Origin of the sequence: Pectobacterium quasiaquaticum, from assembly GCF_014946775.2 — a bacterium.
Classification (GTDB): Bacteria; Pseudomonadota; Gammaproteobacteria; order Enterobacterales; family Enterobacteriaceae; genus Pectobacterium; species Pectobacterium aquaticum.
Map to the genome: position 1 here is coordinate 786,540 of NZ_CP065177.1, position 24,700 is coordinate 811,239.

Annotated in this window: 27 protein-coding genes and 1 pseudogene; 13 read left to right on the plus strand and 15 right to left on the minus strand. The window is 53.2% G+C overall.

All coding sequences use genetic code 11. From position 1 onward, the window contains the following. Window positions 1-125: 125 nt before the first annotated feature. Window positions 126-242 (plus strand): annotated as a pseudogene (locus IG609_RS03605) (GNAT family N-acetyltransferase); the annotation flags it as partial. A gap of 75 nt (window positions 243-317) precedes the next feature. Here the strand turns inward: IG609_RS03605 and hemW are convergent. From hemW to IG609_RS03635, 6 genes are all read right to left on the minus strand, one after another. Next, window positions 318-1,457 carry a radical SAM family heme chaperone HemW gene (gene hemW, locus IG609_RS03610; RefSeq protein WP_193397340.1) on the minus strand — a complete coding sequence of 380 codons (1,140 nt, stop codon included), beginning with the start codon at window positions 1,455-1,457 and terminating at the stop codon, window positions 318-320. Next, window positions 1,450-2,043, minus strand: coding sequence for an XTP/dITP diphosphatase (locus IG609_RS03615; RefSeq protein WP_193397339.1), 594 nt, complete (start codon window positions 2,041-2,043; stop codon window positions 1,450-1,452). Before IG609_RS03615 ends, hemW begins: the two co-directional genes overlap by 8 nt. Window positions 2,044-2,060: 17 nt before the next feature. After that, window positions 2,061-2,351 (minus strand): DUF167 family protein YggU, encoded by a 291-nt coding sequence (yggU, locus tag IG609_RS03620; RefSeq protein ID WP_010279110.1) that lies wholly within the window; start codon window positions 2,349-2,351, stop codon window positions 2,061-2,063. Beyond that, the gene (locus IG609_RS03625) at window positions 2,348-2,902 is read right to left on the minus strand and encodes a YggT family protein (RefSeq protein WP_010295003.1); all 555 of its coding nucleotides are present in this window, start codon (window positions 2,900-2,902) and stop codon (window positions 2,348-2,350) included. The genes yggU and IG609_RS03625 overlap by 4 nt, the downstream gene beginning before the upstream one ends. A gap of 49 nt (window positions 2,903-2,951) precedes the next feature. Then, window positions 2,952-3,773, minus strand: a complete 822-nt coding sequence (gene proC / locus IG609_RS03630) for a pyrroline-5-carboxylate reductase (RefSeq protein ID WP_193397469.1) — start codon at window positions 3,771-3,773, stop codon at window positions 2,952-2,954. A gap of 101 nt (window positions 3,774-3,874) precedes the next feature. After that, window positions 3,875-4,588: a YggS family pyridoxal phosphate-dependent enzyme gene (locus tag IG609_RS03635; RefSeq protein WP_193397338.1), complete on the minus strand. Its 714-nt coding sequence runs from the start codon at window positions 4,586-4,588 to the stop codon at window positions 3,875-3,877. Between the two features lie 20 nt (window positions 4,589-4,608). Here IG609_RS03635 and IG609_RS03640 point away from each other — a divergent pair, with 20 nt between their 5' ends. After that, window positions 4,609-5,649, plus strand: a complete 1,041-nt coding sequence (locus IG609_RS03640; protein ID WP_193397337.1) for a type IV pilus twitching motility protein PilT — start codon at window positions 4,609-4,611, stop codon at window positions 5,647-5,649. A gap of 1 nt (window position 5,650) precedes the next feature. Here IG609_RS03640 and IG609_RS03645 read toward each other — a convergent pair whose 3' ends face one another. Beyond that, a complete protein-coding gene (locus tag IG609_RS03645; RefSeq protein ID WP_193397336.1) occupies window positions 5,651-7,222 on the minus strand; it encodes a methyl-accepting chemotaxis protein in 1,572 nt (523 codons plus the stop codon). Window positions 7,223-7,549: 327 nt separating this feature from the next. On the opposite strand from IG609_RS03645, the gene nsrR reads away from it, so the two are divergent. The 3 genes from nsrR (at window position 7,550) to rlmB (ending at window position 11,307) form a co-directional block, all read left to right on the plus strand. After that, window positions 7,550-7,975 carry a nitric oxide-sensing transcriptional repressor NsrR gene (gene nsrR, locus IG609_RS03650; RefSeq protein ID WP_010279087.1) on the plus strand — a complete coding sequence of 142 codons (426 nt, stop codon included), beginning with the start codon at window positions 7,550-7,552 and terminating at the stop codon, window positions 7,973-7,975. A gap of 41 nt (window positions 7,976-8,016) precedes the next feature. Beyond that, the gene (gene rnr / locus IG609_RS03655) at window positions 8,017-10,473 is read left to right on the plus strand and encodes a ribonuclease R (protein ID WP_193397335.1); all 2,457 of its coding nucleotides are present in this window, start codon (window positions 8,017-8,019) and stop codon (window positions 10,471-10,473) included. A gap of 102 nt (window positions 10,474-10,575) precedes the next feature. Continuing rightward, the gene (gene rlmB, locus IG609_RS03660; protein ID WP_193397334.1) at window positions 10,576-11,307 is read left to right on the plus strand and encodes a 23S rRNA (guanosine(2251)-2'-O)-methyltransferase RlmB; all 732 of its coding nucleotides are present in this window, start codon (window positions 10,576-10,578) and stop codon (window positions 11,305-11,307) included. Window positions 11,308-11,383: 76 nt separating this feature from the next. Here the strand turns inward: rlmB and IG609_RS03665 are convergent, their stop codons facing one another. Beyond that, window positions 11,384-12,916, minus strand: a complete 1,533-nt coding sequence (locus IG609_RS03665; protein ID WP_193397333.1) for a methyl-accepting chemotaxis protein — start codon at window positions 12,914-12,916, stop codon at window positions 11,384-11,386. 315 nt (window positions 12,917-13,231) lie between these two features. Between IG609_RS03665 and IG609_RS03670 the strand changes: the two genes are divergently transcribed. Then, window positions 13,232-13,630: a DUF350 domain-containing protein gene (locus IG609_RS03670; RefSeq protein WP_193397332.1), complete on the plus strand. Its 399-nt coding sequence runs from the start codon at window positions 13,232-13,234 to the stop codon at window positions 13,628-13,630. 102 nt (window positions 13,631-13,732) lie between these two features. Here the strand turns inward: IG609_RS03670 and bsmA are convergent, their stop codons facing one another. From bsmA to IG609_RS03690, 4 genes are all read right to left on the minus strand, one after another. Next, window positions 13,733-14,041 carry a biofilm peroxide resistance protein BsmA gene (bsmA, locus tag IG609_RS03675; protein WP_193397331.1) on the minus strand — a complete coding sequence of 103 codons (309 nt, stop codon included), beginning with the start codon at window positions 14,039-14,041 and terminating at the stop codon, window positions 13,733-13,735. A gap of 116 nt (window positions 14,042-14,157) precedes the next feature. Further along, window positions 14,158-14,781 carry a peptide chain release factor H gene (gene prfH, locus IG609_RS03680; RefSeq protein WP_193397330.1) on the minus strand — a complete coding sequence of 208 codons (624 nt, stop codon included), beginning with the start codon at window positions 14,779-14,781 and terminating at the stop codon, window positions 14,158-14,160. Then, window positions 14,778-15,899 (minus strand): RNA ligase RtcB family protein, encoded by a 1,122-nt coding sequence (locus tag IG609_RS03685; protein WP_193397329.1) that lies wholly within the window; start codon window positions 15,897-15,899, stop codon window positions 14,778-14,780. The genes prfH and IG609_RS03685 overlap by 4 nt, the downstream gene beginning before the upstream one ends. A 227-nt stretch (window positions 15,900-16,126) precedes the next feature. Continuing rightward, window positions 16,127-18,067 (minus strand): methyl-accepting chemotaxis protein, encoded by a 1,941-nt coding sequence (locus IG609_RS03690; RefSeq protein WP_193397328.1) that lies wholly within the window; start codon window positions 18,065-18,067, stop codon window positions 16,127-16,129. 292 nt (window positions 18,068-18,359) lie between these two features. Here IG609_RS03690 and yjfP point away from each other — a divergent pair, with 292 nt between their 5' ends. From yjfP to rplI, 5 genes are all read left to right on the plus strand, one after another. Continuing rightward, entirely contained in the window at window positions 18,360-19,112 is a 753-nt protein-coding gene (gene yjfP, locus IG609_RS03695; protein ID WP_193397327.1) for an esterase, read from the plus strand. Between the two features lie 181 nt (window positions 19,113-19,293). Continuing rightward, complete coding sequence (gene rpsF, locus IG609_RS03700; protein WP_005974793.1) at window positions 19,294-19,686, plus strand: 30S ribosomal protein S6; 393 nt, start codon at window positions 19,294-19,296, stop codon at window positions 19,684-19,686. A gap of 5 nt (window positions 19,687-19,691) precedes the next feature. Then, a complete protein-coding gene (gene priB / locus IG609_RS03705) occupies window positions 19,692-20,012 on the plus strand; it encodes a primosomal replication protein N (protein WP_015841576.1) in 321 nt (106 codons plus the stop codon). 4 nt (window positions 20,013-20,016) lie between these two features. Further along, window positions 20,017-20,244, plus strand: a complete 228-nt coding sequence (gene rpsR, locus IG609_RS03710) for a 30S ribosomal protein S18 (protein ID WP_005974788.1) — start codon at window positions 20,017-20,019, stop codon at window positions 20,242-20,244. A 41-nt stretch (window positions 20,245-20,285) separates the two neighbouring features. Next, window positions 20,286-20,738: a 50S ribosomal protein L9 gene (rplI, locus tag IG609_RS03715; protein ID WP_102117464.1), complete on the plus strand. Its 453-nt coding sequence runs from the start codon at window positions 20,286-20,288 to the stop codon at window positions 20,736-20,738. A gap of 220 nt (window positions 20,739-20,958) precedes the next feature. Here the strand turns inward: rplI and IG609_RS03720 are convergent, their stop codons facing one another. After that, window positions 20,959-21,672: a LysM-like peptidoglycan-binding domain-containing protein gene (locus IG609_RS03720; protein ID WP_193397326.1), complete on the minus strand. Its 714-nt coding sequence runs from the start codon at window positions 21,670-21,672 to the stop codon at window positions 20,959-20,961. A 356-nt stretch (window positions 21,673-22,028) separates the two neighbouring features. Here IG609_RS03720 and bamJ point away from each other — a divergent pair, with 356 nt between their 5' ends. Continuing rightward, complete coding sequence (bamJ, locus tag IG609_RS03725; protein WP_102117466.1) at window positions 22,029-22,649, plus strand: BamJ family beta-barrel-assembly machinery protein; 621 nt, start codon at window positions 22,029-22,031, stop codon at window positions 22,647-22,649. Between the two features lie 100 nt (window positions 22,650-22,749). Here the strand turns inward: bamJ and ytfE are convergent, their stop codons facing one another. Then, a complete protein-coding gene (gene ytfE, locus IG609_RS03730) occupies window positions 22,750-23,415 on the minus strand; it encodes an iron-sulfur cluster repair protein YtfE (RefSeq protein ID WP_193397325.1) in 666 nt (221 codons plus the stop codon). Between the two features lie 228 nt (window positions 23,416-23,643). Here ytfE and IG609_RS03735 point away from each other — a divergent pair, with 228 nt between their 5' ends. After that, on the plus strand, window positions 23,644-24,066 hold the full coding sequence (locus IG609_RS03735; RefSeq protein WP_193397324.1) for a DUF2502 domain-containing protein: 423 nt from the start codon (window positions 23,644-23,646) through the stop codon (window positions 24,064-24,066). Window positions 24,067-24,137: 71 nt separating this feature from the next. Here IG609_RS03735 and IG609_RS03740 read toward each other — a convergent pair whose 3' ends face one another. Next, on the minus strand, window positions 24,138-24,692 hold the full coding sequence (locus IG609_RS03740) for a flavodoxin family protein (protein WP_102117469.1): 555 nt from the start codon (window positions 24,690-24,692) through the stop codon (window positions 24,138-24,140). Between the last annotated feature and the right edge of the window lie 8 nt (window positions 24,693-24,700).

The window sequence follows — 24,700 nt, forward strand, 5'->3', positions numbered from 1 at the left end:
AATAAAAGTGGCGTGAATCAGAAACTATGTGGAGTTATTTCCATTTTATATCAATTAATTAACGTGGTCTTTTTTCTTTTTTATTTGTATGACAAGTTATCTTTCGGGACTATTTATGGAATGGCAAGCCTGTTGGCTATGCGATTTTCTTCATGAGCTACCCAACCTGGCTGGGGAAATATGGCATCTATCTGGAAGGTCTCTACATCGCACAGGCGTATCGTCAAGCCGGAGCGGCAAAGCGCTGCTGAAAAGGAGAGGTCGGGTGGGAAATGGTGGGCAGGCTTATAAAAGAAAACGTGCCCACTGAATTATCATTATTCTTCCGCCAGAAACAGTTCCAGCAGGGAATTCAGAAACAGTTTGCCGTGTTCGGTGATTTGCCAGTGTGTGGCGGTTTCCGTCAGGTAACCTTGTGCCAGCGCTTGATCCAACTGCGGGCGGATGCTGTGCTCTTCCAGACCGGTGTACGCCGTGAAATCTGTGCGCGGAGCGGCTTCCAGCAGGCGAAAGCGGTTCATGAAAAACTCAAAAGGCCGATCGTCGTTAGCAACATCGTGTTGTTTATCCAGATACGTGCCCTGCATATAGCCACGAGGATGGCGGACTTTTACCGTGCGCAGAATGCGGCCGTCGCTGAAAGTCAGCTTGCCGTGTGCCCCACAGCCAATCCCCAAATAGTCGCCGAAGCGCCAGTAATTCAGGTTGTGCTGACACTGGTAGCTCGGCTTGGCGTAGGCGGACGTTTCATATTGCTGGTAACCCGCTGCACTCAGTAGCGCGTGGCCCTGCTCGTAGATGTCCCACAGCGCGTCGTCGTCCGGCAGTGTCGGCGGGCGCGAACTAAACAGCGTATTGGGCTCGATAGTCAACTGATACCACGATAAATGCGGTGGATTGAGCGCGATGGCCTGACGCAGGTCGTCCAGCGCTTCGTCTAGCGATTGATCCGGTAAACCGTGCATCAGGTCCAGATTAAAGCTGCGCAATCCCAGACCGGTCGCTAGGTGCGCAGCGCGTCTGGCCTCGTCCGGGCCGTGAATACGCCCGAGGCGTGTCAGCTTTTGCGGATCGAAACTCTGAACGCCGATGGAGATACGGTTAATGCCCGCGCGCTGATAGCCGCTGAAACGGTCGGCTTCAACCGTACCGGGATTGGCTTCCATCGTAATTTCGGCATCCGGCGTTAACGGAATTCTCGCCCGCACGCCGTCGAGCAGCGCCTGCATCGCTTCCGCGCTCAGCAGGCTGGGCGTGCCGCCGCCGATAAAGATCGAGTGCAGTTCACGACCGCTCGCTAGCGGCAAATCGGCATCCAGATCTGCCAGCAGGTGATCGACATATTCCTGATGCGGCACGTCGCCTTTCAGCGCGTGAGAGTTGAAGTCGCAATACGGGCATTTCTGTACGCACCACGGAATATGGATGTACAGGCTGAGCGGGGGAAGCTTAAGCATTGCGTAGCGCATCCAGCAACAGGCGCAGCGCCTGACCGCGGTGAGACTGCGCGTTCTTATCTTCACGCGTCAGTTCCGCTGCTGTTTTACCCAGCTCCGGCACGAAGAAGATCGGATCATAGCCGAAGCCGCCGCTGCCCGCCGCTTCATGCGTCAGCACACCCTGCCAGTTACCGTGGCAGACAATCGGCGTCGGGTCTTCCGTGTGGCGCATATACACCAACACGCAGTGGAAGCTGGCGCGGCGCTGTTCGTCCGGTACGTCTTTTAGTGTCAGCAGTAGCTTATCCAGATTTTGCTGGTCGCTGGCATCCACGCCCGCGTAGCGTGCCGAGTAAATACCCGGTGCGCCGCCCAGTGCATCTACAGCCAGACCGGAATCATCGGCAATCGCTGGCAGTCCCGTGATGTGTGCTGCATGACGTGCTTTCAGGATGGCGTTTTCGATGAAGGTCAGGCCGGTTTCTTCGGCAGAATCCACGCCCAGTTCGGTCTGCGCCACGATATCCAGACCGAAATCGGCCAGCAAGCTGGCGAGCTCGCGCACTTTACCGGGGTTTCCGGTAGCCAAAACCACTTTTTGCATCGTCTTGTCCTGCGTATTTATTCAATGAAGTCCGCGACGTCAGCCGGGATGTGTTGCGGATGGGTAATTCTAATCTGTTTATGCCGTCCGAGTTCGCCTTTTTCAATCACGACCAGACTCTTGGCGACTCGAAACTGTTTGGCGAGAAATTTGGTTAGATGGGCGTTGGCCTGCCCGTCAACCGGTGGTGCGGTGATGGCGACTTTCAGTTCGTCGCCATGCAAACCCACGATCTGATCCCGGCTTGCTTTCGGCTGAATATACAGCCGAATCACCAGCGCATCGCCGTGGCGGGTAATGGCACTCACAGCAGGAACCACAGCCCCGGAAACAGGTCCATGCCCAGATAGTTGAGCATATACAGAATCAGAATCACCGCCATCGCGGAGAAATCGATACCGCCCATAACTGGAATAATGCGGCGGAGTGGCGCCATCAACGGTTCGGTCAACTGATGCAGTAAATACTCGATGGGGCTACGTCCCTGACTGACCCAGCTCATAATCGAACGGATGATGATGACCCAGAAAACCAGATAGCCCGCGGATTTAATCAGCGAAATCAGCCCGACCAGCAGGTTCATTGGGCTAAGGGAAATCGCGCCAACCTGAATCAACAGCAGTAACGGGTATTTGATTGTCGTGAGAATGAAGGCCAGCAGCAGCGAGGCGCTGTCAATCGGCCCTAACGACGGCAGAATGCGGCGCAGTGGCCCGACAATCGGCTGGGTGATTTTGACGACAAACTGCGACAGCGGGTTATAGAAATCGCTGCGTGACCACTGCATCCAGATGCGTAGCAGCAGGACCATTACATAGAGGTCGACCAGCGTTTTGACCAAAAAAGTCAGGGTGAGCATAAGTACGTCTTTTCCTTAATAAGATAAAGAATCGGGGAACCCGCTGTGGTTAAAAAAGCGTTTCCATTTCCTGTGCGCGAGCAATTGCCGCCTGCATGGCTTCAGCCACGGTTTGCGTCAACTGCTGTTCGTTAAATACCCGCAAGGCTTCTGCCGTGGTACCGCCCTTGGACGTCACATTTTCCCGCAGGGTCGATAGCGGCGTATCGGGATTGGCTTCAACCAATGCGGCAGCGCCCGACGCGGCCTGTTGCACCAACAGGCGAGCCGTGGCCTGATCGAATCCCTGACGGATGGCTTCCTGCTGCATCGCTTCCATAAATAGGAAGAAATAGGCCGGTGCGCTGCCCGCGGCGGCGATCACGCCGTTAATACCTTGCTCACTATCCACCCAGCAAATTTTACCGACGCTCTGCATCAACTGTGCGGTGAAGTCTTTATCAGCCTGACTGACGGAGGCGGGGGCATACATCCCGCTCATGCCTTTGCCGACCAGAGACGGCGTGTTTGGCATAATCCGCACGATATTCAGTGGCTCCCCCAGCAGCGCCTGAAAACGGGCAATGTTGATGCCTGCGGCAATCGACAGCACCAGCTTACCGCTGAAGTTGACTTGTTCACGCAGCGGTTCGCAAACCGTTGCCATCATCTGCGGTTTGACGGCCAGCACAATAACGTCTGCTTCCTGAGCGCAGCGGACATTGTCCGCGCTGCTGATCACGCCATAGTGTGCAGCCAGCGCATCGCGATTCTTACCCGAAGGCGCGCAGACGCTGATGTGTTGAGCGGGATAACCGCCGTTGACCAATCCGGCGATAATGGCCTGCGCCATGTTTCCGGCACCAATAAACGCTATTTTACGTTGTTGCATTTGCATTATCGCTAATCACCTGTTCCGTTTGTATTCTGTCAAAGATGACGTGCCGTTCAGGGCGTGCCCTGCTGTTGATTCGTTTTTGACTGACTGTTTATTTATAGGCTTTTTGCCGAATAGTCACGTGCGCCAAAGATTGCCGTACCAATGCGCACCATCGTGCTGCCGGCGGTAATCGCCGCACGCATGTCGTCCGTCATCCCCATAGAAAGTGTATCAATATGCAGATGATTTGCAGACAACGTTTGCAACAGCACGGCCATTTGCTTGAAAACAGCAAGCTGCTGCTCATAATCGGTTTCTGGTGCCGGAATCGCCATCAAGCCACGCAGGCGCAGATTAGGCAGCGTGGCGACGCTGGCGGCGAGTTCCGCGAGTTCATCCACCATAATGCCTGATTTGCTCGGTTCGCTGCTGATATTAATCTGCAACAGAACGTTTAACGGCGGCAAGGAAGTCGGGCGCTGTTCGCTCAGACGCTGCGCGATGCGCAGGCGATCCACGGTGTGAAACCAGTCAAAATTCTCGGCCACCAGTCGACTTTTATTTGACTGTAGCGGGCCGATAAAGTGCCACTCCAACGGCGTGTCCGGTTGGTTTTTCTGGAAATAATGGATCTTCTCCACGCCTTCCTGGACATAGTTCTCGCCAAACGCCCGTTGCCCTGCCGCAATAGCTTCTTCGATCGCGCTCACAGGTTTGGTTTTACTGACTGCAAGTAACGTAATTTCTTCTGGTGCCCGTGCGCAATGCGCCGCGGCGGTGGCGATTTGCTGCCGGATGTCCTGTAGATTCTGCTGGATTGTCGTCATGGTTATTCAGGAGGTTATCTATGGAGTTGGATGAGTGGATGGCGCGTAGTGTAAAACATAATGCCTCGGATCTGCACCTTTGTAGCGGTCACCCGCCGATGCTGCGTGTGGACGGGCGGCTACAGCCTGAAAATACCTTACCACGTTTAACCTCGGATCAGGTGGCACAATGGTGCGATGCCTGGCTCGAACCGGCTCAGCGCGAGCAACTTCGGCAGGCTGGTCAGGTGGACGGCGCGTTAATGCTGCCTGATGGGCAACGCTTGCGGGTGAACGTGTTTCGCCAGCGGGAAGGGCTGTCTGCGGCGCTGCGTGTTATCCCGTCCGTTCAGCCTTCATTGGAAGCGCTACACGCGCCACCCGTTTTCTCGACGCTGCTGGAGAAGCCGAACGGGCTGATCCTGATTACCGGTGCGACGGGGAGCGGTAAATCTACGACGCTGGCGGCCATGCTTGGGGCGTTAAACGACAGCCGCGATCGCCATGTGATTACGCTGGAGGATCCGATCGAGTTTATCCATGCCAGCCGACGTTGCCTGATTCAACAGCGGGAGATCGGTACGCACAGCGCATCGTTTGCGCAGGCGCTACGTGCTGCATTGCGGGAGGATCCTGATGTCATTCTGCTAGGAGAATTGCGCGATACAGAGACGATTCGGCTGGCTCTGACGGCGGCGGAAACCGGCCATCTGGTGTTGTCGACGCTGCATACCCGTAGTGCATCGCAGGCGGTCGATCGTCTGATTGACGTCTTTCCCGGTGAAGAGAAAGCCTATGTTCGTAGCCAGTTAGCTACCTGTTTGCAGGCCGTGGTGACGCAAAGGCTGCTGCCCGCTGCGCAAGGTGGCCGAATTGCGCTTTATGAAGTGCTGACGGCGAGTGCGGCAGCCAGCAACTTGATTCGGGAAGGGAAAACGCACCAGCTTCCCGGCCTGATTCAGACAGGAGCCGCTGCGGGAATGCAAACGTTCGAGCAAAGCTACCAGCAGCGCTGTCGGGATGGGCTTATTTCACACCGTTTTAGCGCTGGGCCGACCACAGGCGGTGCAATCCATCCGTAGATTAGGAAAGCCGAGGCTCTACCTGAAACAGTGCCATGGAACGCATCAACTGCTGAGACTGCTGCTCCAGCGACTGCGTCGTCGCCGATGAGGCTTTGACGAGCTGTGCGTTGTGTTGAGCGACTTTGTCGATCTGTGTGAAAGCGACGTTAACCTGCTCAATACCGCGATGCTGTTCTTGCGTGGCGGTGGAAATGTCTCGCATCAGCTGTGTAATACGGATGATTTCGTCGGTCACTTCGTCCATGGTTTCACCGGCTTTAGTGGCTAATTCAAGCCCTTCGGACACGCGCGTTTGGGAATCTAAAATCAAGGCGCGGATTTCTTTCGCCGCCTGTGCGCTATGCTGCGCCAGATTACGCACTTCTCCGGCGACGACGGCAAAGCCTCTGCCTTGTTCGCCTGCGCGAGCGGACTCAACGGAGGCGTTCAGCGCCAGAATGTTGGTCTGGAATGCGATGCCGTCAATGACGCTGAGAATGTCATTGATGCGCTTGGCGCTGGTGGCGATCTCCTGCATTTTTTCAATGACGTAGCAGACAGACTTGTTGCTGCGGCTGCTGGTGTTCGAGACATTATTGGCCAACTGATGCGCGAGTTCCGCGTGATCGGCATTGAGTTTTACCGTCGCGCTCAATTGCTCCATGCTCGCTGCCGTCTGTTCCAGTGCGGCAACGGATTCCTCGGTGCGTTGGGAAAGCTGAGCGTTTTCTTCAAACAGTTCGCGGCTACCGAGATCGATTTGCGTGCTGGCATCGCGTACCTGACTGACCGACTCCAGCAGCGCGCTCTGCATGCGGCCGATGGCATCATTGAGCCGACCCAACTCGTTGTCTCCGCCTTGAATCAGGCGGCGGGTCAAGTTACCGCCAGCAACCAGCTCCAACTGCTCAATGGCATAATCCAGCGGTTTGAGCAGCATATGCCGCAGTGCGATCCAAGCTAATGCCACCAGCGTGATAGACAATAGGCTGGCAATAGCAATGAGCAGCAGCATGATGCGTTCATTGCGCTCGGACTGTGCCAGACCCTGTTCGGAAAGCTGTTGGGCATACTGACGGAAATTCTGGATCGACAAATCAAAGGCTTCGCTCAGTGGGCCGAGCTGTTTTTCCAGAACGTCATAATATTCGTCGGTATACTGTTTTTGCAGTGCGCTCAGCATCGGAGTCATGCCCTGCTGAAAATAGGCCTGATAGGTTTTCAACACGTCCTGTGCCAGCGTCTGCTGCTTCGGATCGGCATTGGCCGATTTGATCACACGGTCAATGTCTTCCTGCGATTGGCGAAGATGCTTCTCTACGACTCCGGTTTCCTTGGTACCGTCGTCCAGCAGACCGATTTCGATTTTCCTGACGGCGAGCGTTGCCGAGGCTCGCGCGCTGAGCGTCTGGTTATAGCCGCTCATCAGGTTGCCCAGCTCAATGCCCTGAATTTGGTTTTGTGCTGTCAGCGTTTCCCTGTCTTTCTTAATCGCGACTACGCCCATGCTGCTGACGATAAGCAGCAGCAGGGTGGTTAATAGCAATAACGTTAATAAGCCGGTACGAATAGAAATATTTTTCAACCTCATGGTGTCCTTTTCCTTACGCCGCCTTCGTCGGTGATAAACCAGTCATCACTGAGTGTAGTATGTGTCATTAAAGAGGATACGTTATCTGTGTTGCGGTGAGATAAAATTAAAAAGCTATGGCAGACGTGAAAAGGATTGGGCAAGAAGGGCGTAGCCAAGAGGCCTCCCGCAACACAGGCTTCTCTCACACTGGTTTATCTCAACGCAAAGGGTATAAATAATTAGCCGTAGCGTTTACGCCTAGTTTATTATCTGTTAATAGCGTTGGTTTTTCAGGGGCGTATTCAATACGCCAGTCAATGATACCCAGAGGTATCCGAGGTTTATGTGCAGTTAACAAGTTTTACGGATTATGGTTTGCGGGCGCTGATTTACATGGCATCGCTGCCGGGCGGGAAAATGACCAGCATTTCGGAAGTCACGGAAGTGTATGGCGTGTCCCGTAATCATATGGTCAAAATTATCAATCAACTTAGTCGTGCTGGGTTGGTGATGGCCGTGCGCGGCAAGAATGGCGGTATCCGTCTTGGAAAACCGGCAGAAACCATCCGAATTGGCGATGTCGTGCGCGAATTGGAGCCACTTACGCTGGTTAACTGTAGCCACGAATTTTGCCACATTACGCCGGCCTGTCGCTTAAAGCAGGTGCTTCAACAGGCGGTACAAAATTTTCTGCATGAGCTGGATCAATACACGCTGGCTGATATGGTCAAAGAAAACCCACCGCTTTATAAATTATTGTTGGTTGAATGAGTTTTGTTCAGCCTCCTGCTGATGACAACGGAGGAACCGCAATGTCACAAGATCCATTCCAGGAACGAGAAGCAGAAAAATACGAATCTCCCATCCCCAGTCGTGAATATATTTTGGCTCACATCGCCAAACGCGATACCCCGATTAGCCGAGAAGAATTAGCCACCGACCTGCAATTAACCGGAGAAGAAGCGCTCGAAGCGCTGCGCCGCCGCCTGCGTGCGATGGAGCGTGATGGCCAGCTTATCTTTACCCGCCGCCAGTGCTACGCGTTGCCTGAAAAGCTCGATCTGCTGCGCGGTACGGTTATTGGTCACCGTGATGGTTTTGGCTTCCTGCGGGTGGAAGGCCGTAAAGACGATCTTTATCTGTCGGCTGAAGAGATGAAACGGACGATTCACGGCGATGTTGCGTTGGCACAGCCGCTGGGTGCGGATCGTAAAGGGCGTCGTGAAGGGCGCATTGTACGCGTGCTGGAACCGCGTACCGGACAAATTGTCGGTCGCTATTTTGTCGATGCGGGTGTTGGATTCGTCGTACCAGATGACAGCCGCCTGAGCTTCGATATTTTGATCCCGAAAGAAGAAATTAACGGCGCCCGTATGGGTTTCGTTGTGGTGGTTGAGCTGACGCAACGCGCCACACGCCGCACCAAAGCGGTGGGTAAGATCGTCGAGATCCTCGGTGACAACATGGGCACCGGGCTGGCGGTGGATATCGCCCTGCGTACCCATGATATTCCGCACACCTGGCCGCCGAAAGTGGAAGAGCAGGTAAAGGATCTCTCCGAAGAGGTGCCGGAAGCCGCGAAAAAAGGCCGTGTGGATCTGCGTAAGCTGCCGCTGGTGACGATTGATGGCGAAGATGCTCGCGATTTCGACGATGCGGTGCACTGTGAACCGAAACGTGGCGGTGGCTGGCGCTTATGGGTTGCGATTGCGGACGTGAGCTATTACGTTCGGCCGAATACGCCACTTGACCATGAAGCACGGGCGCGTGGCACGTCGGTGTACTTCCCGTCGCAGGTGGTGCCGATGCTGCCGGAAGTGCTGTCGAACGGGCTATGTTCGCTTAACCCGCAGGTCGATCGCCTGTGTATGGTCTGTGAAATGACCGTTTCGGCGCAGGGTAAGCTGTCGTCCTATAAGTTCTATGAAGCAGTGATGAGCTCACATGCGCGCCTGACCTACACCAAAGTGTGGAATATTCTGCAAGGCGACGCTGAACTGCGCGAGCACTACAAACCGCTGGTGGGTGGGTTGGAAGAGCTGCACCGCATGTACAAAGCCCTTGAACATGCGCGTGAAGTGCGTGGCGGTATCGCGTTTGAAACGGAAGAAGCGAAGTTCATTTTCAATGCTGAACGCCGTATCGACCGAGTGGAAGCGGTGGTGCGTAACGATGCTCACAAATTGATCGAAGAATGCATGATTCTGGCGAATATCTCCGCCGCGAAATTTGTGGAGAAAAACGAAGAGCCTGCGCTGTTCCGCGTGCACGATCAGCCGAGTGAAGACCATGTCTTAGCCCTGCGTAGCGTGTTGGGCGAGCTGGGGCTGACGCTGAAAGGCGGAATGAAGCCACAGCCGAAAGATTATGCGGAATTGATGAATGAGTTGGCTGACCGTCCCGATCGGGAAATGCTGCAAACTATGCTGCTGCGTTCAATGAAGCAGGCGATTTATGACCCAGAGAACCGAGGCCACTTCGGTCTGGCATTAACGTCTTACGGCCATTTCACGTCACCGATTCGTCGTTATCCAGACCTGTCGCTGCACCGCGCGATTAAGTATCTGCTGAGCGATCGTCATGAGCGCTGGACGTCAACGGGCGGCTGGCATAGCGACATTAATGAGATGCTACAGTTGGGTATGCATTGCTCGATGACGGAGCGCCGTGCGGATGAAGCGACGCGTGACGTTGCGGACTGGCTGAAATGCGATTTTATGCAGGATCACGTGGGTGAGGTCTTTACGGGGATTATCGCCAGTGTGACCGGTTTTGGCTTCTTTGTGCGCCTGAAAGATCTGTTTATCGACGGGCTGGTGCACGTTTCCACGCTGGATAATGACTACTACCGCTACGATAATATTGGCCAGCGGCTGATCGGCGAATCGCGCGGGCAGGTTTATCGTCTGGGTGATGAAGTCGAAATTCGTGTTGAAGCCGTTCATATGGATGAGCGCAACATTGATTTCGCGTTGATCTCCAGCACGCGCAAGGTGCGTGGCGAAGGGAAAACGGCTCGCGATCGTGTGAAGAAACCTGAATCACGTGAGGCTAAGCCAGCTCGGCGTCGTCGCAGCGCGAGCAAAGCGCCGGCAAACTTTGAGCCGGATGCCGCATTCCGTAAAGAAGGCGATAGCAACACGAAGTCGGATAAGTCAAAAGCCAAGCCGAAAAAGAACCGCGATAAAGCGAAAAAGAACGCGGAAAAAACGCGTAAAATCGCCGCCGCGACCAAAGCGAAACGCGCGAAGAAAAAATCTACTGAGTAAGGTTAGTGAGCCCGCGCCCTCCACTGAGAAGGGGGGCGCGGGGAAAACCTCTATCTCTACATTAACGGGCACCGCCTGTTATGATTAATTTGAAGAGTATCAATGAGCGAAATTATTTACGGTATCCACGCGGTTAAGGCACTGCTTGAGCGCGATCCACAGCGTTTTCTGGAAGTTTTTGTTCTGAAAGGGCGCGACGATCGTCGCCTTCAGCCTGTGATTGCGGATCTGGAAGCGCAAGGCATCGTCATTCAAGTGGCGAATCGCCAATGGCTGGATAAGCAGGCTGAAGACGCGGTGCATCAAGGGATCGTAGCGAAAGTCAAAGAAGGGCGGAAATATCAGGAAAACGATCTGCCCGCGATGTTAGATAATCTGGAAACGCCTTTCCTGCTGATATTGGATGGCGTGACCGATCCACACAACCTGGGCGCTTGCCTGCGTAATGCGGATGGGGCTGGCGTGCACGCGGTGATTGTGCCACGCGATCGTTCCGCGCAGCTTAATGCGACGGTGAAGAAGGTGGCCTGTGGTGCGGCGGAAACCGTACCGGTTATCAGCGTGACCAATCTGGCCCGTACGATGCGCCTGTTGCAGGAACGTAATATCTGGATCGTCGGTACAGCGGGGGAAGCGGATCATACGCTGTACCAAAGCAAACTGACCGGGCCGCTGGCGCTGGTAATGGGCGCTGAAGGGGAAGGGATGCGTCGTCTGACTCGTGAACACTGCGATGAACTGATCAGTATTCCGATGGCGGGCAGCGTGTCTTCACTGAACGTGTCGGTTGCTACTGGCGTGTGTCTGTTTGAAGCTGTTCGCCAACGGGCATAATTGCCGTCGCTATCAATAATGACGAGGTGCCAGCAGGCACCTCGTTGATTTTTTTGGTTGGTGTTCTAAATAGTGATTATGCAGCAGATGTCAGTCTGCGAACGTCTTGCTGCGAAGGCTGTAAAAGCCGGAAAACAGACACCGCGTCAGACAGCACGATCGCCTGCTGCTCCAGCGACTGAGCGGCAGACGAAGATTGCTCCACCAGCACGGTGTTTTGCTGCGTGTTCTGATCCATTTCTATAATGGCCTGACCAACCTGAGAAATGCCGCGATGCTGTTCGTCAGAGGCGGTAGTAATGTCTTTCATGATGTCGTGGACCTGCGTCACCGACTGGACAATTCCTTCCATCGTTTTCCCCGCGCCGTTAACGAGTGCCGCACCGTTATTAATCTGCGAAACCGACTCGGCAATGAGCGTGTCGATCTCTTTGGCGGCCTGTGCGCTGCGCTGTGCCAGATTGCGCACTTCGCTGGCGACAACGGCGAAACCACGTCCTTGTTCACCGGCTCGTGCCGCCTCTACCGCAGCATTAAGCGCCAGGATATTGGTTTGAAACGCGATGCTGTTGATCATTGAGGTAATTTCAGCGATGCGGTGGGAGCTTTGCGCGATATCGTGCATGGTGTTGACGGCTTTAGAAACCTGTTCTCCCCCTTGATTCGCGGTGTCTGAAGCATCCATAACCAGTCGATTAGCCTGATGGGCGTTATCGGCATTCTGTTTCACCGTTGACGTCAGTTGTTCCATACTGGCGGCGGTTTCCTCAAGCGCAGCAGCTTGTTGCGTCGTGCGAGAAGAGAGATCGGTGTTACCGGCAGAAATTTCCCCTGCGGCATAAGAAATCTGATTTGCGCTGAGGCGAATTTTATCAATCATGCTGTGCAGATTGCTGTTCATCTGCCCCATGGCTGAAATCAACTGGCCTAATTCATCATGACGATCGTTGTGAAGCTGCACGGTGAGATCGCCTTCCGCAATCGCACGGGTGGCGTGTAACGCCTGATGCAGTGGGCGAACGATCTGCCGTGAGATAACAATTGCTGTGGTCAGGCCGAGTATGATGGCAATCAGCGTAATCACGCCCAGTTGTATGTCGCTGCTAATGACGTTACGACCTGCGCGGCTCTCTTCGGTGAAGTAAAGTTTGTTGATGTTTTCTTGCAACACCGCCATCTGCTCGTTCAATTCACTGAGCCGCTGTTGGCTCACCTCCGGGCTCATAACCTGCTGGCGTTGTGAAATATAAGCGCTGAGTGACGCATTGATATCCTGAATGGCACTTTTGTCTTCCGCTGGCCAGTGGCCCGTGTCGATAGCTTTCAGCAACGCGGACAACTCTTCCTTAATGTTACCGATCGCACTGTCGTGCTGTTCCAGATACTGTGCTTTACGCTCCAGCGCATAACCAAAGTTGCCTTCCCGCGCGACTACCGTCTTGTCATACATGGCACCAAGACGGCTGATGCGTTTTAACGATTGGTCGCTATTGTGCAATCCGTAAAAGCCGACCATGGAGAGGATGACTCCCATGACGAGCAATAAACCAAACCCTACTAATAACTTACGCGTTACGGACAGGTTTTGAAATGACATCCAGCGCAGCATAAACCTCTTCCTTTCGTTCATTAATTATTTACCGTCATCGCAGGTCAATAACGGATTAGCTGTTGTTGTGTGTTTGCATAAAAAGCAGGTGATGAGTGTGAAACGGGCTCCTATCTAACTGATAAAATATACCTTATCTGTTATCGGCATTTCAGGCGCAATGCTTATCCATTTTCTTAAAAATCGTGCGGGTATGATAGCTAGGTAGGTAAAGTGTGCCGCTGGGGATTTCTGCGTTTTTTATCACGTAAAGTCATGTATAAACGCTCTGCTATGCAAGAATCATCTATATCATCATATAAAAGGAATATCGCTATGCCTATTGTTACGTCGCTACTCGCTTTCGCCTCCTATTTCTTAATCGGATTTGCCCTGGTGCTGACCTTTCTGTTTATCTACACCCGTATCACGCCGCATGATGAATGGGCACTGATTAAAGAGAACAACGGTACGGCGGCCATTGGGTTTGGTGGGGCGTTAATTGGCTATGTGATCCCGCTTTCCAGTGCGGCGATTAATTCGTTGAGCCTGGTGGATTACATCACCTGGGGAGCGGTCGCGCTGGTGGTGCAATTACTGATTTATTTCGCGGTGCGTCTGTATATGCCGCGCCTCAGCCAACACATCCAGAATAACGATATTGCTTCCGGCACCTTTCTTTGTGCCGCCTCGCTCAGCGGCGGGATTCTGAATGCGGCGTGTATGTCGTATTAATTTGCCATTGCATGACAATACCGGGAATCCGCCCGGTATTGTTTGGTGGATATCCTTGCCCAGCACCTTTGTTTACCGTGTTTTGACAACCTGTCCACAGATTCAGCGATATATCACGGCGCGCGCAAACCACATGCCGGGGAGCGTGGCAGCCTCGGATTTCATTACAATCACATAATAATGTGCACCAGAGGCATCGGCTTTTTGTTGAAGGGCACGATCCACATCATCTGCGTTTCCGCGCATGCTCACCGAAATCGTCCCCATTTTTTCCAGCGTGCTGGCTTGCGCATAGCGAATTTCAAGCGCTTTCTCCGCAGGCGGCGGTGGCGCGACAGGCTGACCTTGTATGATCTGGCAGCCGGACAGCATCAGTATTAGGGGTAAGAAAAGTATCCGCACGATGTTCATCGTTTCAGCCTGACAGGAGTAGATAGCGGAAGTGTAGCGCTATCGTCGGGCCGATGGCATTCTCTTTAACAAGAGAAAACTAACAGCGGGCAATCGGTGCCCGCTGTTAGCTGAGGTTAGCGCGAGGTGACCAGCGTAAAATCTTCGCCTTTGAAGATTTTTACCGGATTGCCGCGTTCTATCTGATGGTGGAACAGACGCCGCTGTGCCCGTAGTTCAGCATGCTGCTGCTGTTGTAACGCTTCCAGACGATAGGCGATGAGATAACAGGCCAGACGCTTGTTGGCGTGCTGGCTGCGTTCACTCTGTACCTTCACCGTGATACCGCTGGCGACATGGGTGGCTCGGACGGCAGACTCGGTTTTATTCACATGCTGCCCACCGGGACCAGATGATTTGGTGGCTTCAAAGCGAATCTCGTTATCGGCAAACGCCTGTTCCTGATGAAAGCGTGCGACGCCGATAAACCAGTTTTTGCGTCCGCCACCTTTGCGCCAGGGGCTATTGCACATCCACTGAAGTGTACCGCACCAACTGGCGGCCAGCGATTCTGCCTGTTCACCGTTTAACAGAACCAGTGCGGAACGTAGTGTGCCAGCGCGTTTCCCCGCTTCGGTTTCGACAATTTCACTGTCGACGCCTTGCCGTGCGGCATCTCGCGTCATAGCCTGCAAAGCCTTTGCGGTTGCCAGCATACATTCGTCCGGCCCCTGCGCGGCGGAAAACTGAAGCAATATCATTTATCCTCCCCGCGCGTTTTGTAGGTGAGTACCGGCTTCAAGCGAGCAATCAGCGTGATTAACCCCGCTTGCTGCATCGCACCGATAACGCTATCTATGGGTTTGTAGGCTTCCGGCGCTTCCTGAAAAATCAGCTGCCTGTCCTGACAAATCACGCGGCTACCGAAGCGGGTTCGCGCGAGTTGCTGAACGCTATAGCGTGAAGACAGCCGATCTTTACACTCCGTGCGCATCCACTTCCTGCCAGCGCCATGTGCCAGTGAATACAGGCTATCGGCGTGAGGAATGGGTTGCACGATGTAGCTGTAGTCGCCGCGCGAGCCGGGAATGATGACTGGTCCGCAATCGGCGGGTGTCGCGCCTTTGCGATGCAGCCAGCCAGAAATACCCTCAATCGTTGCTGATGTCACCAGATTGTGGTTCACGTCCAGTGCGGCATCGCCTTCCGTATGCCAACGTTCCAGCATTCGCTGTGCGATCAGTCGCCGATTGTGGGTGGCAAACGTCAGCGCGAACTGGTGCTGTTCCAGATAGGCCTCCGCGGCAGGCGTATTGGCTTCAAGCCCATGATGACCGAATTCCCGCACGTGAGCTTCCAGTATGGTTTGCCCTAATCCGCGCGAGCCGCTGTGGACGAGCAACAGCAGCTGTTTAGGATCAATGTGCAAAGCGTGTAGTTCATCGGGTTGATAGATCTCATCAAGCTGCTGTAGTTCCGCAAAATGATTACCGCCGCCGATGGTGCCCAGCGAATAGCGAAAATCCGCCAGCGAAGGGGGAATCTCGATATCGTCTTCCAGTGGCCCATCGATATTACCAAGCCGTTTCTCCAGCTTATCCAGAGAGATTTTGTTGGCGTTCAGGCTCGTGCGCCATAGCGCCATGCCGCAGCCGATGTCGTTTCCGACCAGCGCCGGATAGAAACGCTGCTGTGAAAAAAAGGCGGCACCGATAGGGTAACCTCGGCCCGGATGCAAATCTGGCATGCCGGCCACGCGAACCATATCGGGAAGTTGTGATGTAATGTGAAGTTGTTGGATTGCTTTATCTTCAATCCAGGTGTTTTCCGTCGCGATCACACTGACGCGCGCCGAAATAGAGCGAATAGCATTGCCCATAGATCATCCTGCTGATCAATTTAAAAATAGGGTAAGGCAGGCTACAGCTGGGGGGATAACGCAAAGCGGAAAAGAATGCGGAATTAGTCCCGAGATGTCCTGCAAAGAATCAGAGTTGGTGTTGTCATGATGTCGTCTCCTTTGTCAGTGTGGGGGATGGGTGAAAAAACGTCTGCATAATACGCAAGCGGCGGCCATTGTGCAATACGATGGCCGCTGTGTGAATGTTAAATACGGAAGACGCTGACCAGCTCGCTGAGATGGTGACCTTTCTGGCGCAGGCTCTGCGCGGTATCTTCCGAATTGTTGACCAGAATGGCATTTTCCTGTGTTGTCTGACCAATCTGTACAATCGCGATGTTTACCTGGCTGATACCCGCAGACTGCTCGCGTGAGGCGATATCGATATCGTTCACGATGGTGCTGACCTGCAAGATGCGGTCACGCAAGTCATCCATTACCGCCTGCGTTTTTTCTGAGAAATGATAACCCGCTTCGATTTTCTCCAGTGATTCATCAATCAGGGTTTCAATCTCTTTCACCGCAGTAGAACTGCGCTGTGCCAGCGCCCGCACTTCGGCAGCAACCACGGCGAAGCCTCTACCGTGCTCACCCGCACGAGCGGCTTCTACCGCAGCGTTCAATGCCAGAATATTGGTCTGGAAAGCGATAGATTCGATGACTGTCGTGATATCAGCAATCCGCTGGGATGAGTTCTTGATATCACTCATTGTAGAAACGGAGTCGATAACGGTCTGGCTGCCGTTGCGTGCTGCTGCGGCGCTCTGCGCTGCCAGATCTTTGGCGGCGGAGACGTTATCGGCATTCTGCTTCACGCTGGCGGAGAGTTGCTCCATGCTGGCAGACGTCTCTTCGACGCTACTGGCCTGACGGGCAATCTGCTCGCTGATATTTTCGCTATCGGCAGCCAGCGCATCGGTGCTAGAACCGATTTCTTCGGACGAATTTCTCACCTGCGACACGATGGTCGTTAGCCCTTGTCCGATGCCGTTAATGGCATCGATCAAGCGGCCAACTTCATCGTAACGGTTGCTTGAAAGCGTTGCCGTCAGGTTACCGGCAGAAAACTGTTCCGCTACTTTGACGATTTCAACCAGCGGCTGGCTCAGCCATTTGCGCGTCAGTACGACAAAGAATCCAGCGAAGAGCAGAACCAGAATAATGCCGCCGCCCAAAAACAGATTACGGGTGTGATTAATGTCTGCCATCAGGCTTTCTTTGCTCACCGTGCCTGCAACAATCCAGTTCCATTGCGGAATACTGCGGTACACCATGATTCGGTTTTTTTCTTCGCCCGTCATCGTGTTGTTGACGTATTCGATCGTACCATTACCAGTTGCCAGCACGTTTTCTAACGCACCGTCTGACCAGTCAGGGCGCTGGTTGGCATTGCTTGGGTGGTAAAGATAGTTACCTGCATCCTTTCCTTTTTTCGTGCTAAGGACAAAGAAATGGCCGGTTTCACCCATTTTCTTGTTCAGAATCGTTTGCTGCATCTCGGTAAATTGCTTCGTGATGTCGACGCCGGCGAACAGAATGCCGATCACCTTGTTTTCACTATCGCGTATTGGTTGATACTGGGTGATGTATTGTTTGCCGAACAGCGTGGCTAACCCACTGTAAGTGTCACCTTTCATCACGTGCGCATAGGCTGGGCTTTCACGATCGAGTTTGGTGCCCATCGCGCGCGATCCATCTTCTTTTTTTAGTGAAGTGGTAACGCGCGTAAAATCCTCTCCATCACGGGCAAAAACGGTTGAAACGGCATTGGTACGGCTCAGAAAATCGTCCGGCACTTCGGTGTTGAGGTTCAATACCGTATCGCCAGCCTTAAGCGTTGGGTGAGAGGTGTTGCCGAAAGGCGTGCGGTTAACTGTATCCAGTGAAAACCGCGTCGGCAGAAAGCTCGCCAACAACTGCGTATAGTTGCTGACCTCAGCTTGCAGGCCGGTATCGTACATGTTGATCATGTCGGTGACGCCATTCACCTGGCTCTGCATGTTATTGAGGGTCAACGATTTCAGTTGAACGCCTGCGGAGCGGGTTAGGGTGAGGGTAAAGACTATGAACAATATCGCCACGCTTAGAGAGGCGATAATTGATAGTTTGATACCCAAACCCCAGTGCTTAAAGGAAAGTCCCAACATATGTGTGTCTCTTATAATAAAAAAGGTTATTTTTTAGTCTTACTTCACATGCGTTAACGGCAGTAAATGAAAAAAATTAATCACGGAGTGCAAGTGTTAACTTCAGTTATTGATCTAGATTAATGCTATTTTTTATTCACATAAATGCGCTAGTTAGACCAGCACGTGACGAATGACGACACGGAGGTAAAACATTGCTGTGAGTGTGGTTATCGTAAAAGGTAGTAAATTTTCCGCTAAATACAATTTCGCTACATAAAAATAGGCTGACGGAACGGAACACGAGGGAAATATGGTCGAAATGTCACTGGATAAACTCGGTAGCGGTATTGAAGTGATTCACGCGGTGCCGACGGGAAAAAGAGAACAGCCCCTGCCGACGATTTTTTTCTTTCATGGTTACACGTCATCAAAAGAGGTGTATTCGTACTTTGGCTATGCGTTGGCTCAGGCTGGGTTTCGGGTGATTTTGGCCGATGCGGCCATGCACGGTGTGCGCTATAACGGCGATGAAGCGCATCGATTGCGCCATTTCTGGGATATTCTGCAATCGAATATTGAAGAACTTCCCGATTATGTCGCGGAATATCGGCAGCGTGGCTTGATCGACGGGGAACGGGTTGGCGTTTGCGGCGCGTCACTTGGTGGAATGAGTGCACTCGGATGTATGGCGCGTTATCCGTGGATTACTGCGGTGGCAGCGTTTATGGGATCGGGCTATTTCTCTACGCTATCGTCCGCGCTGTTTCCTCCCGTTCCTGTCGATAGTGAGGAAAATCAAGCGGTGTTGCAGACGTTAGCGAGCAAACTGGCTGATTATGATGTCACCACGCGTCTGGACGCGTTGTCCGATCGGCCGCTGCTGGTGTGGCACGGGGAAGCGGATGATGTCGTGCCGGCGGCAGAAAGCGCCCGTCTCTATCAGGCATTACAGGCACGCGATAAGCTGGCCAATCTGACGTATTTGACCGAGTCGGGTGTAGGGCATCGCATTACGCCAACGGCGCTGCAGGCGGGTGCTGATTTCTTCCGGCGGACGCTGTAATCCTGCCCTGATGGTGTAAACATCACCATGCAGAAAACTCCTGTGTTTCTTCCTTGTGTTCTTTAATGTCGGGCACTATACTTACGCGTCATTTTTTCAGCCGCACACATACACGTTCCTTGCCTCCACGGGCCGCGGTTGACCCAGACAGGAGGCTGAATAATCCGTAAGGAGCAATTCGATGCGTCATTACGAAATCGTATTTATGGTTCATCCTGACCAGAGCGAACAGGTTCCGGGCATGATCGAGCGCTACACTGCTACCATCACTGGTGCGCAGGGCACGATCCACCGTCTGGAAGACTGGGGCCGCCGTCAGTTGGCTTACCCGATCAACAAACTGCACAAGGCACATTACGTTCTGCTGAACGTTGAAGCGCCGCAGGAAGCGATCGATGAGCTGGAAACAAACTTCCGCTTTAACGATGCCGTTATCCGCAGCATGGTTATGCGCGTTAAGCACGCGGTAACTGAAGCATCTCCAATGGTGAAAGCGAAAGACGAACGCCGTGAGCGTCGTGAAGATTTCGCTGAAGCTGGCGATGATGTGGATGCAGGGGATTCTGAAGAGTAATTGTTGTGGTGACGGTGAATCGTCTGGTGTTGTCCGGCACAGTGTGCAAGACGCCCATTCGTAAAGTCAGCCCGTCAGGCATTCCTCACTGTCAGTTTGTGCTTGAGCACCGCTCGACACAGGAGGAAGCCGGATTGAGTCGGCAAGCATGGTGTCGTATGCCCGTGATTGTCAGCGGACTCTCGTCACAAGCAGTTACCCACAGTATAACGGTCGGCACGCAACTTACCGTGCACGGGTTCATTAGCTGCCATCAAGGGCGCAATGGCTTGAGCAAGATAGTGTTACATGCCGAGCAGATTGAATTGATAGATTCTGGAGACTAGCCACATGGCACGTTATTTCCGTCGTCGCAAATTCTGCCGTTTCACCGCGGAAGGCGTTGTAGAGATTGATTATAAAGATATCGCTACGCTGAAAAACTATATCACTGAAAGCGGCAAGATTGTTCCGAGCCGTATCACCGGTACTCGTGCAAAATACCAGCGTCAGCTGGCCCGCGCTATCAAGCGTGCGCGTTACTTGTCTTTGTTGCCGTACACTGACCGTCATCAGTAATCGGCCACTGTCCATTAACGAGACTTTGAGAGGATAAAGTAATGCAAGTTATTCTGCTTGATAAAGTAGCAAACCTGGGCAGCCTGGGTGATCAGGTGAACGTTAAAGCGGGCTATGCTCGTAACTTCTTGGTTCCACAGGGCAAAGCTGTCCCGGCAACCAAGAAAAACGTTGAGTTCTTCGAAGCACGCCGTGCTGAACTGGAAGCCAAACTGGCTGACGTTCTGGCTGCTGCTGAAGCTCGCGCTGCTAAAATCAAAGAACTGGGTAGCGTTACCATCGCGTCTAAAGCAGGCGACGAAGGTAAACTGTTTGGTTCCATCGGTACTCGCGATATCGCTGATGCGGTAACGGCTGCCGGTGTTGACATTGCTAAGAGCGAAGTTCGCCTGCCGAACGGCGTTCTGCGTACTGTGGGTGAGCATGAAGTGAGCTTCCAGGTACACAGCGATGTCTTTGCTGCACTGAATGTCGTTGTTGTTGCTGGAGCGTAATTCACGTTTATCGTTGAATTAACACTTTAGTTAACATGTGAAACGCTGGCCTTGTGCCAGCGTTTTGCATTTTAGGGATCGGGAAATGACCTATCATTACCTACACCTAAAAGCAGGCCGGAGACTGCATGTCTGACTTGATTCATCTCATCCGTGTTTATGACGCGCAGCACAACCATGCTATCGTCCTGCGCGATTTTCTATTGGAACGGCTGGCTCGTTAGCGAGTGCGAGTAAAAGCACCGTCTGCACTGCGGGTGAACCGAATCGTCTGGTTCGCCGTGGTTTCGATCTCCAGCTCTGCGACCATACCTTGTGCATTCAACTGTAATTTGACTGCCTGACCCGCCCGTAAATTGCTGAGCGGCTTATCCCTGCCTTCCACCTGAGCCATCGCGAACACATCGCTGACTGGCAGATTGTTATCGCGAAAGAGCTGGGCCAGCGTTTGCCCTGAGGCGATCTCATACTGTCGCCACGGTGCTGATGACGGCGTCGGAGGCTCGGTAGCCGCAGGCCGCTGCTGGGGTATGGAAGGCTGGTTTTCAATAATCACGGCTTGCATCGCAGCCTGATTATCTGCCTGCGTAAGAGGCACGGGCGTGGTACGGGCTGGCTGCGAATGTTGGGCGCTGTAAGGCCAGAGCAGCACGACCAGCAGCAGTGCGATAGCGATTAAAATCCCGCGGCGATGGAGGAACGGCAGCGGTTCCATCCAGTGATAGCCGTCGGGCAAATGCCAGACTTTCTGTAGCATGGCACCAAGACGCTCACGCAGGGAAGGAGAGGGCAGTTGTTCCTGCTCTTTGTGTTCCCCGTCGTTTTCTACGATTACAGCATGTGAGGGCTGCCGCTGGATGATTCGCTGGCAGAAGCGTACTAGCGTTTGATAATCCCAGGTGGTTTTCCGCTTCCTGGGCGCAATTCTGCCCATGGTGACCTCTCTTACTACAGTTCAGTATAAAAACAATCAGTATAAAAATGACGTCACTAACAACGCTATACCAGTCACTACGCTATACCAGTAGCTACGCGGCGTCGGCATAAAAACAGTATCAGGATAATAACGCAATCCAGTATACCGATAATCCGCATGGGCTGACCAGTTAACGCGTTGATGATTAAGGCAACCCGTGCGATAGCAACATCAGAACTACCAGTATAGGCTCGCTTCCTTGAATGGCTTGGCTGGCGTGTGGTTAACGTGGTTACTTGCACACAGGATTTTACCCCAATCCCCGTCGCTGTTATGCTGCGCTTTCAGTTTTTTACAGATTAAAAGGAACATCCATGACAACTCCTTCTTTTGATAGCGTCGAAGCGCAGGCAAGTTACGGCATCGGCTTACAAGTTGGTCAACAGTTACAGGAATCAGGTCTTGAAGGTCTGATCCCAGAAGCCCTGCTTGCTGGTCTACGTGATGCGCTGGAAGGTAATGCGCCAGCGGTGCCTGTGGATGTGGTTCATCGTGCGCTGCGTGAAATTCACGAACGTGCTGATGTGGTACGTCGCGATCGCCAACAGGTGCTGGCGGTAGAAGGTCAGCAGTTCCTGGCCGAAAACGCGCAGAAAGAAGGCGTGAACAGCACGGAATCGGGTCTGCAATTCCGCGTGTTGACGCAGGGTGAAGGTTCGATCCCGGCTCGTCAGGATCGCGTACGTGTGCATTACACCGGTCGTCTGATTGACGGCAGCGTGTTCGACAGCTCCGTCCAGCGTGGTCAACCTGCTGAATTCCCAGTAAGCGGCGTGATTCCAGGCTGGATTGAAGCGCTGACGCTGATGCCAGTGGGTTCCAAGTGGGAACTCTATATTCCGCACAATTTGGCGTATGGCGAACGTGGCGCGGGTGCTTCTATTCCGCCGTTCAGCGCGCTGATTTTTGAAGTGGAACTGCTGGAAATTCTGTAATCTCCAGACAAAAGAAAGGCGCTCACTGAGCGCCTTTTTTGTTTCTACTTAAATTGTTTCTACTTAAATTGTTTTTAATTACTTTTTTATTGAAATGACATTACTCACCGCGCAGCGCGCGTGGGAACAGCAAATTGTTTTCCAGATGGATGTGTTCCATCAGGTCGGTAATGAACTCGTTGATACCAGAGTACAGCGCACGCCAGGTGTTGCAGGCCCCTTCTGGTGGTACGACACCGTTGGTTAGCTCTTTGACCACTTCCACATCACGTCCAGCGTCATCGTGCTCATGCTCCATCACTGAAATCGGTGCGGCAGCATTCGCGCCCATTCCCTGACTGATCATCGGGAAGAGGATGCGTTCTTCTTTCATCATATGCTGAGACAGCTCGTTATAGATGGTGGTCAGCTGATTTGCGAGGCCGTGCGGGCAGTCGGCTTTATCGTGATGCACGCGCTCGACTTTTTCTGCCATCAGAATCAGCTCTGGTAGCTGTTCGCGGTGGCGATCGTGAAAGCGAGGGATGATGTACGCGATAATGTCGGCCAGCGGTGCTTCACGCCAGTTGCGTGCGTCAGAAGGCTGCGCGGCCAGTTTTGCTAACTGTGCTTCCAGCTCGTCGATATTGAGATCTTTTTTGCCCGCCGCGCGGCTGAGCGTTTGCTTTCCGCCGCAGCAGAAGTCCAGATTGAGTTCACGAAAGAGTTTGGTCGCGCGCGGAATAGCGATAGCCAACTCACCCAGGGATTGATCGCGGTATGCCATGATGATGCCTCTCAACGAATGCAGTTTATAAATTGCATTTTAAATGCATCTTTAATCATTGGATATACCGCTTACGAGGTAGGCGGTAAAAAGCATGCTGTGCTGACTCGTAGATAAAACGTTAAGAACGGTAAAATCAGGAAAATAAGTATTTATCTGATAGTGACGTAGGGGAATTCCCCGTATATCTCTGTCAGGCCGCAGTCGCGGTGAGCAAGGAGTTACCCTATGTTTAAGCCACTCGTCATCAGTGCCCTGTTTGTAGGAATGTTTGCGGTCATGCCAGCGCCAGAGGCTAAGGGAGCCAGCATCGATCTGATGCCCGGCGTCACATTGAATATCGGCGAGCGTGACAGACGAGGTAATTACTGGGATGGCTATGACTGGCGCAGTGAGCGTTGGTGGCAGGAGCACCGAGGTTACCATCGTGGTGAACGTAATCAGCACGGTTACTATTGGGATGGCTGGCGCTGGCGCGATGCCCGCTGGTGGCGTGAGAGTCAGCGCGACAGGCGCTATTATGATCAGCGCCGCTTTGATCCCCCTCGCTACGTGGACGATCGCGGGCCGCATCGCGGTGAGTGGGACAGACGCGGGCATGAGCGGGGGAAGGGGTACTATCGCAATGGGCGGGGAGCGTTTCGCGACTAGCGGATAAAAAAAGCGCCGCGAAAGGGCGGCGCTTGTGAATTGGATAATGGTACGTAGAGTGTGTTGCTGAACTAGTTAGCCAGTTTTGCGGCGATGTCAGCAATGCGCTGGCCGTATAGCTTACCGGTCGCCAGATCGCCCGCGACCACTTCATCTACGCTGGCGTCAGACGGCGTCTGTGCCAGCAGACCAACAGAACCACCGAGGTTATTCAAATCATCGCGTTTTGCTGCTTTGGCATTGGAAGGCAGTTGATTCAGGCTGACCCAAATTCCGCCGTGCTGTGAAGCCAGCGTTTGCAGATAAATCAGCGTGACCTGCTTGTCGCCGTTCAGGCTGGCGCTGTTAGTAAAGCCACCAAACACTTTGTTGCTCCAACTGCGGGAGAACCAGGCTTTAGAGCTGGCATCTGCGAATTTTTTGAACTGCCAGGTTGGGCCACCCATGTAGGTCGGTGTACCGAAAATAATGGCGTCAGCGGCAGCGAGTTGCTCCCACTCGGCATCGCTGATATTTCCTTCCGCATCGATGGCAATCAGCTCGGCGTTAGCGCCTTCGGCAACGGCAGTAGCCAAACGCTGAGTGTGGCCGTAGCCTGAATGATAAATAACGACTGTTTTTGACATAACCTATC

Excerpts from the sequence above, each read along its gene's own strand:
- rlmB (WP_193397334.1), top strand. The coding sequence starts at position 10,576 with ATGAGCGAAATTATTTACGGTATCCACGCGGTTAAGGCACTGCTTGAG.
- IG609_RS03690 (WP_193397328.1), bottom strand. The coding sequence starts at position 18,067 with ATGTTGGGACTTTCCTTTAAGCACTGGGGTTTGGGTATCAAACTATCA.
- IG609_RS03625 (WP_010295003.1), bottom strand. The coding sequence starts at position 2,902 with ATGCTCACCCTGACTTTTTTGGTCAAAACGCTGGTCGACCTCTATGTA.
- rpsF (WP_005974793.1), top strand. The coding sequence starts at position 19,294 with ATGCGTCATTACGAAATCGTATTTATGGTTCATCCTGACCAGAGCGAA.
- IG609_RS03615 (WP_193397339.1), bottom strand. The coding sequence starts at position 2,043 with ATGCAAAAAGTGGTTTTGGCTACCGGAAACCCCGGTAAAGTGCGCGAG.
- IG609_RS03640 (WP_193397337.1), top strand. The coding sequence starts at position 4,609 with ATGGAGTTGGATGAGTGGATGGCGCGTAGTGTAAAACATAATGCCTCG.
- bamJ (WP_102117466.1), top strand. The coding sequence starts at position 22,029 with ATGACAACTCCTTCTTTTGATAGCGTCGAAGCGCAGGCAAGTTACGGC.
- rplI (WP_102117464.1), top strand. The coding sequence starts at position 20,286 with ATGCAAGTTATTCTGCTTGATAAAGTAGCAAACCTGGGCAGCCTGGGT.
- IG609_RS03670 (WP_193397332.1), top strand. The coding sequence starts at position 13,232 with ATGCCTATTGTTACGTCGCTACTCGCTTTCGCCTCCTATTTCTTAATC.
- bsmA (WP_193397331.1), bottom strand. The coding sequence starts at position 14,041 with ATGAACATCGTGCGGATACTTTTCTTACCCCTAATACTGATGCTGTCC.
- IG609_RS03665 (WP_193397333.1), bottom strand. The coding sequence starts at position 12,916 with ATGCTGCGCTGGATGTCATTTCAAAACCTGTCCGTAACGCGTAAGTTA.
- IG609_RS03635 (WP_193397338.1), bottom strand. The coding sequence starts at position 4,588 with ATGACGACAATCCAGCAGAATCTACAGGACATCCGGCAGCAAATCGCC.
- rnr (WP_193397335.1), top strand. The coding sequence starts at position 8,017 with ATGTCACAAGATCCATTCCAGGAACGAGAAGCAGAAAAATACGAATCT.
- proC (WP_193397469.1), bottom strand. The coding sequence starts at position 3,773 with ATGCAACAACGTAAAATAGCGTTTATTGGTGCCGGAAACATGGCGCAG.
- rpsR (WP_005974788.1), top strand. The coding sequence starts at position 20,017 with ATGGCACGTTATTTCCGTCGTCGCAAATTCTGCCGTTTCACCGCGGAA.
- ytfE (WP_193397325.1), bottom strand. The coding sequence starts at position 23,415 with ATGGCATACCGCGATCAATCCCTGGGTGAGTTGGCTATCGCTATTCCG.
- IG609_RS03685 (WP_193397329.1), bottom strand. The coding sequence starts at position 15,899 with ATGGGCAATGCTATTCGCTCTATTTCGGCGCGCGTCAGTGTGATCGCG.
- yjfP (WP_193397327.1), top strand. The coding sequence starts at position 18,360 with ATGGTCGAAATGTCACTGGATAAACTCGGTAGCGGTATTGAAGTGATT.
- hemW (WP_193397340.1), bottom strand. The coding sequence starts at position 1,457 with ATGCTTAAGCTTCCCCCGCTCAGCCTGTACATCCATATTCCGTGGTGC.
- IG609_RS03735 (WP_193397324.1), top strand. The coding sequence starts at position 23,644 with ATGTTTAAGCCACTCGTCATCAGTGCCCTGTTTGTAGGAATGTTTGCG.
- IG609_RS03720 (WP_193397326.1), bottom strand. The coding sequence starts at position 21,672 with ATGGGCAGAATTGCGCCCAGGAAGCGGAAAACCACCTGGGATTATCAA.
- IG609_RS03645 (WP_193397336.1), bottom strand. The coding sequence starts at position 7,222 with ATGAGGTTGAAAAATATTTCTATTCGTACCGGCTTATTAACGTTATTG.
- IG609_RS03740 (WP_102117469.1), bottom strand. The coding sequence starts at position 24,692 with ATGTCAAAAACAGTCGTTATTTATCATTCAGGCTACGGCCACACTCAG.
- prfH (WP_193397330.1), bottom strand. The coding sequence starts at position 14,781 with ATGATATTGCTTCAGTTTTCCGCCGCGCAGGGGCCGGACGAATGTATG.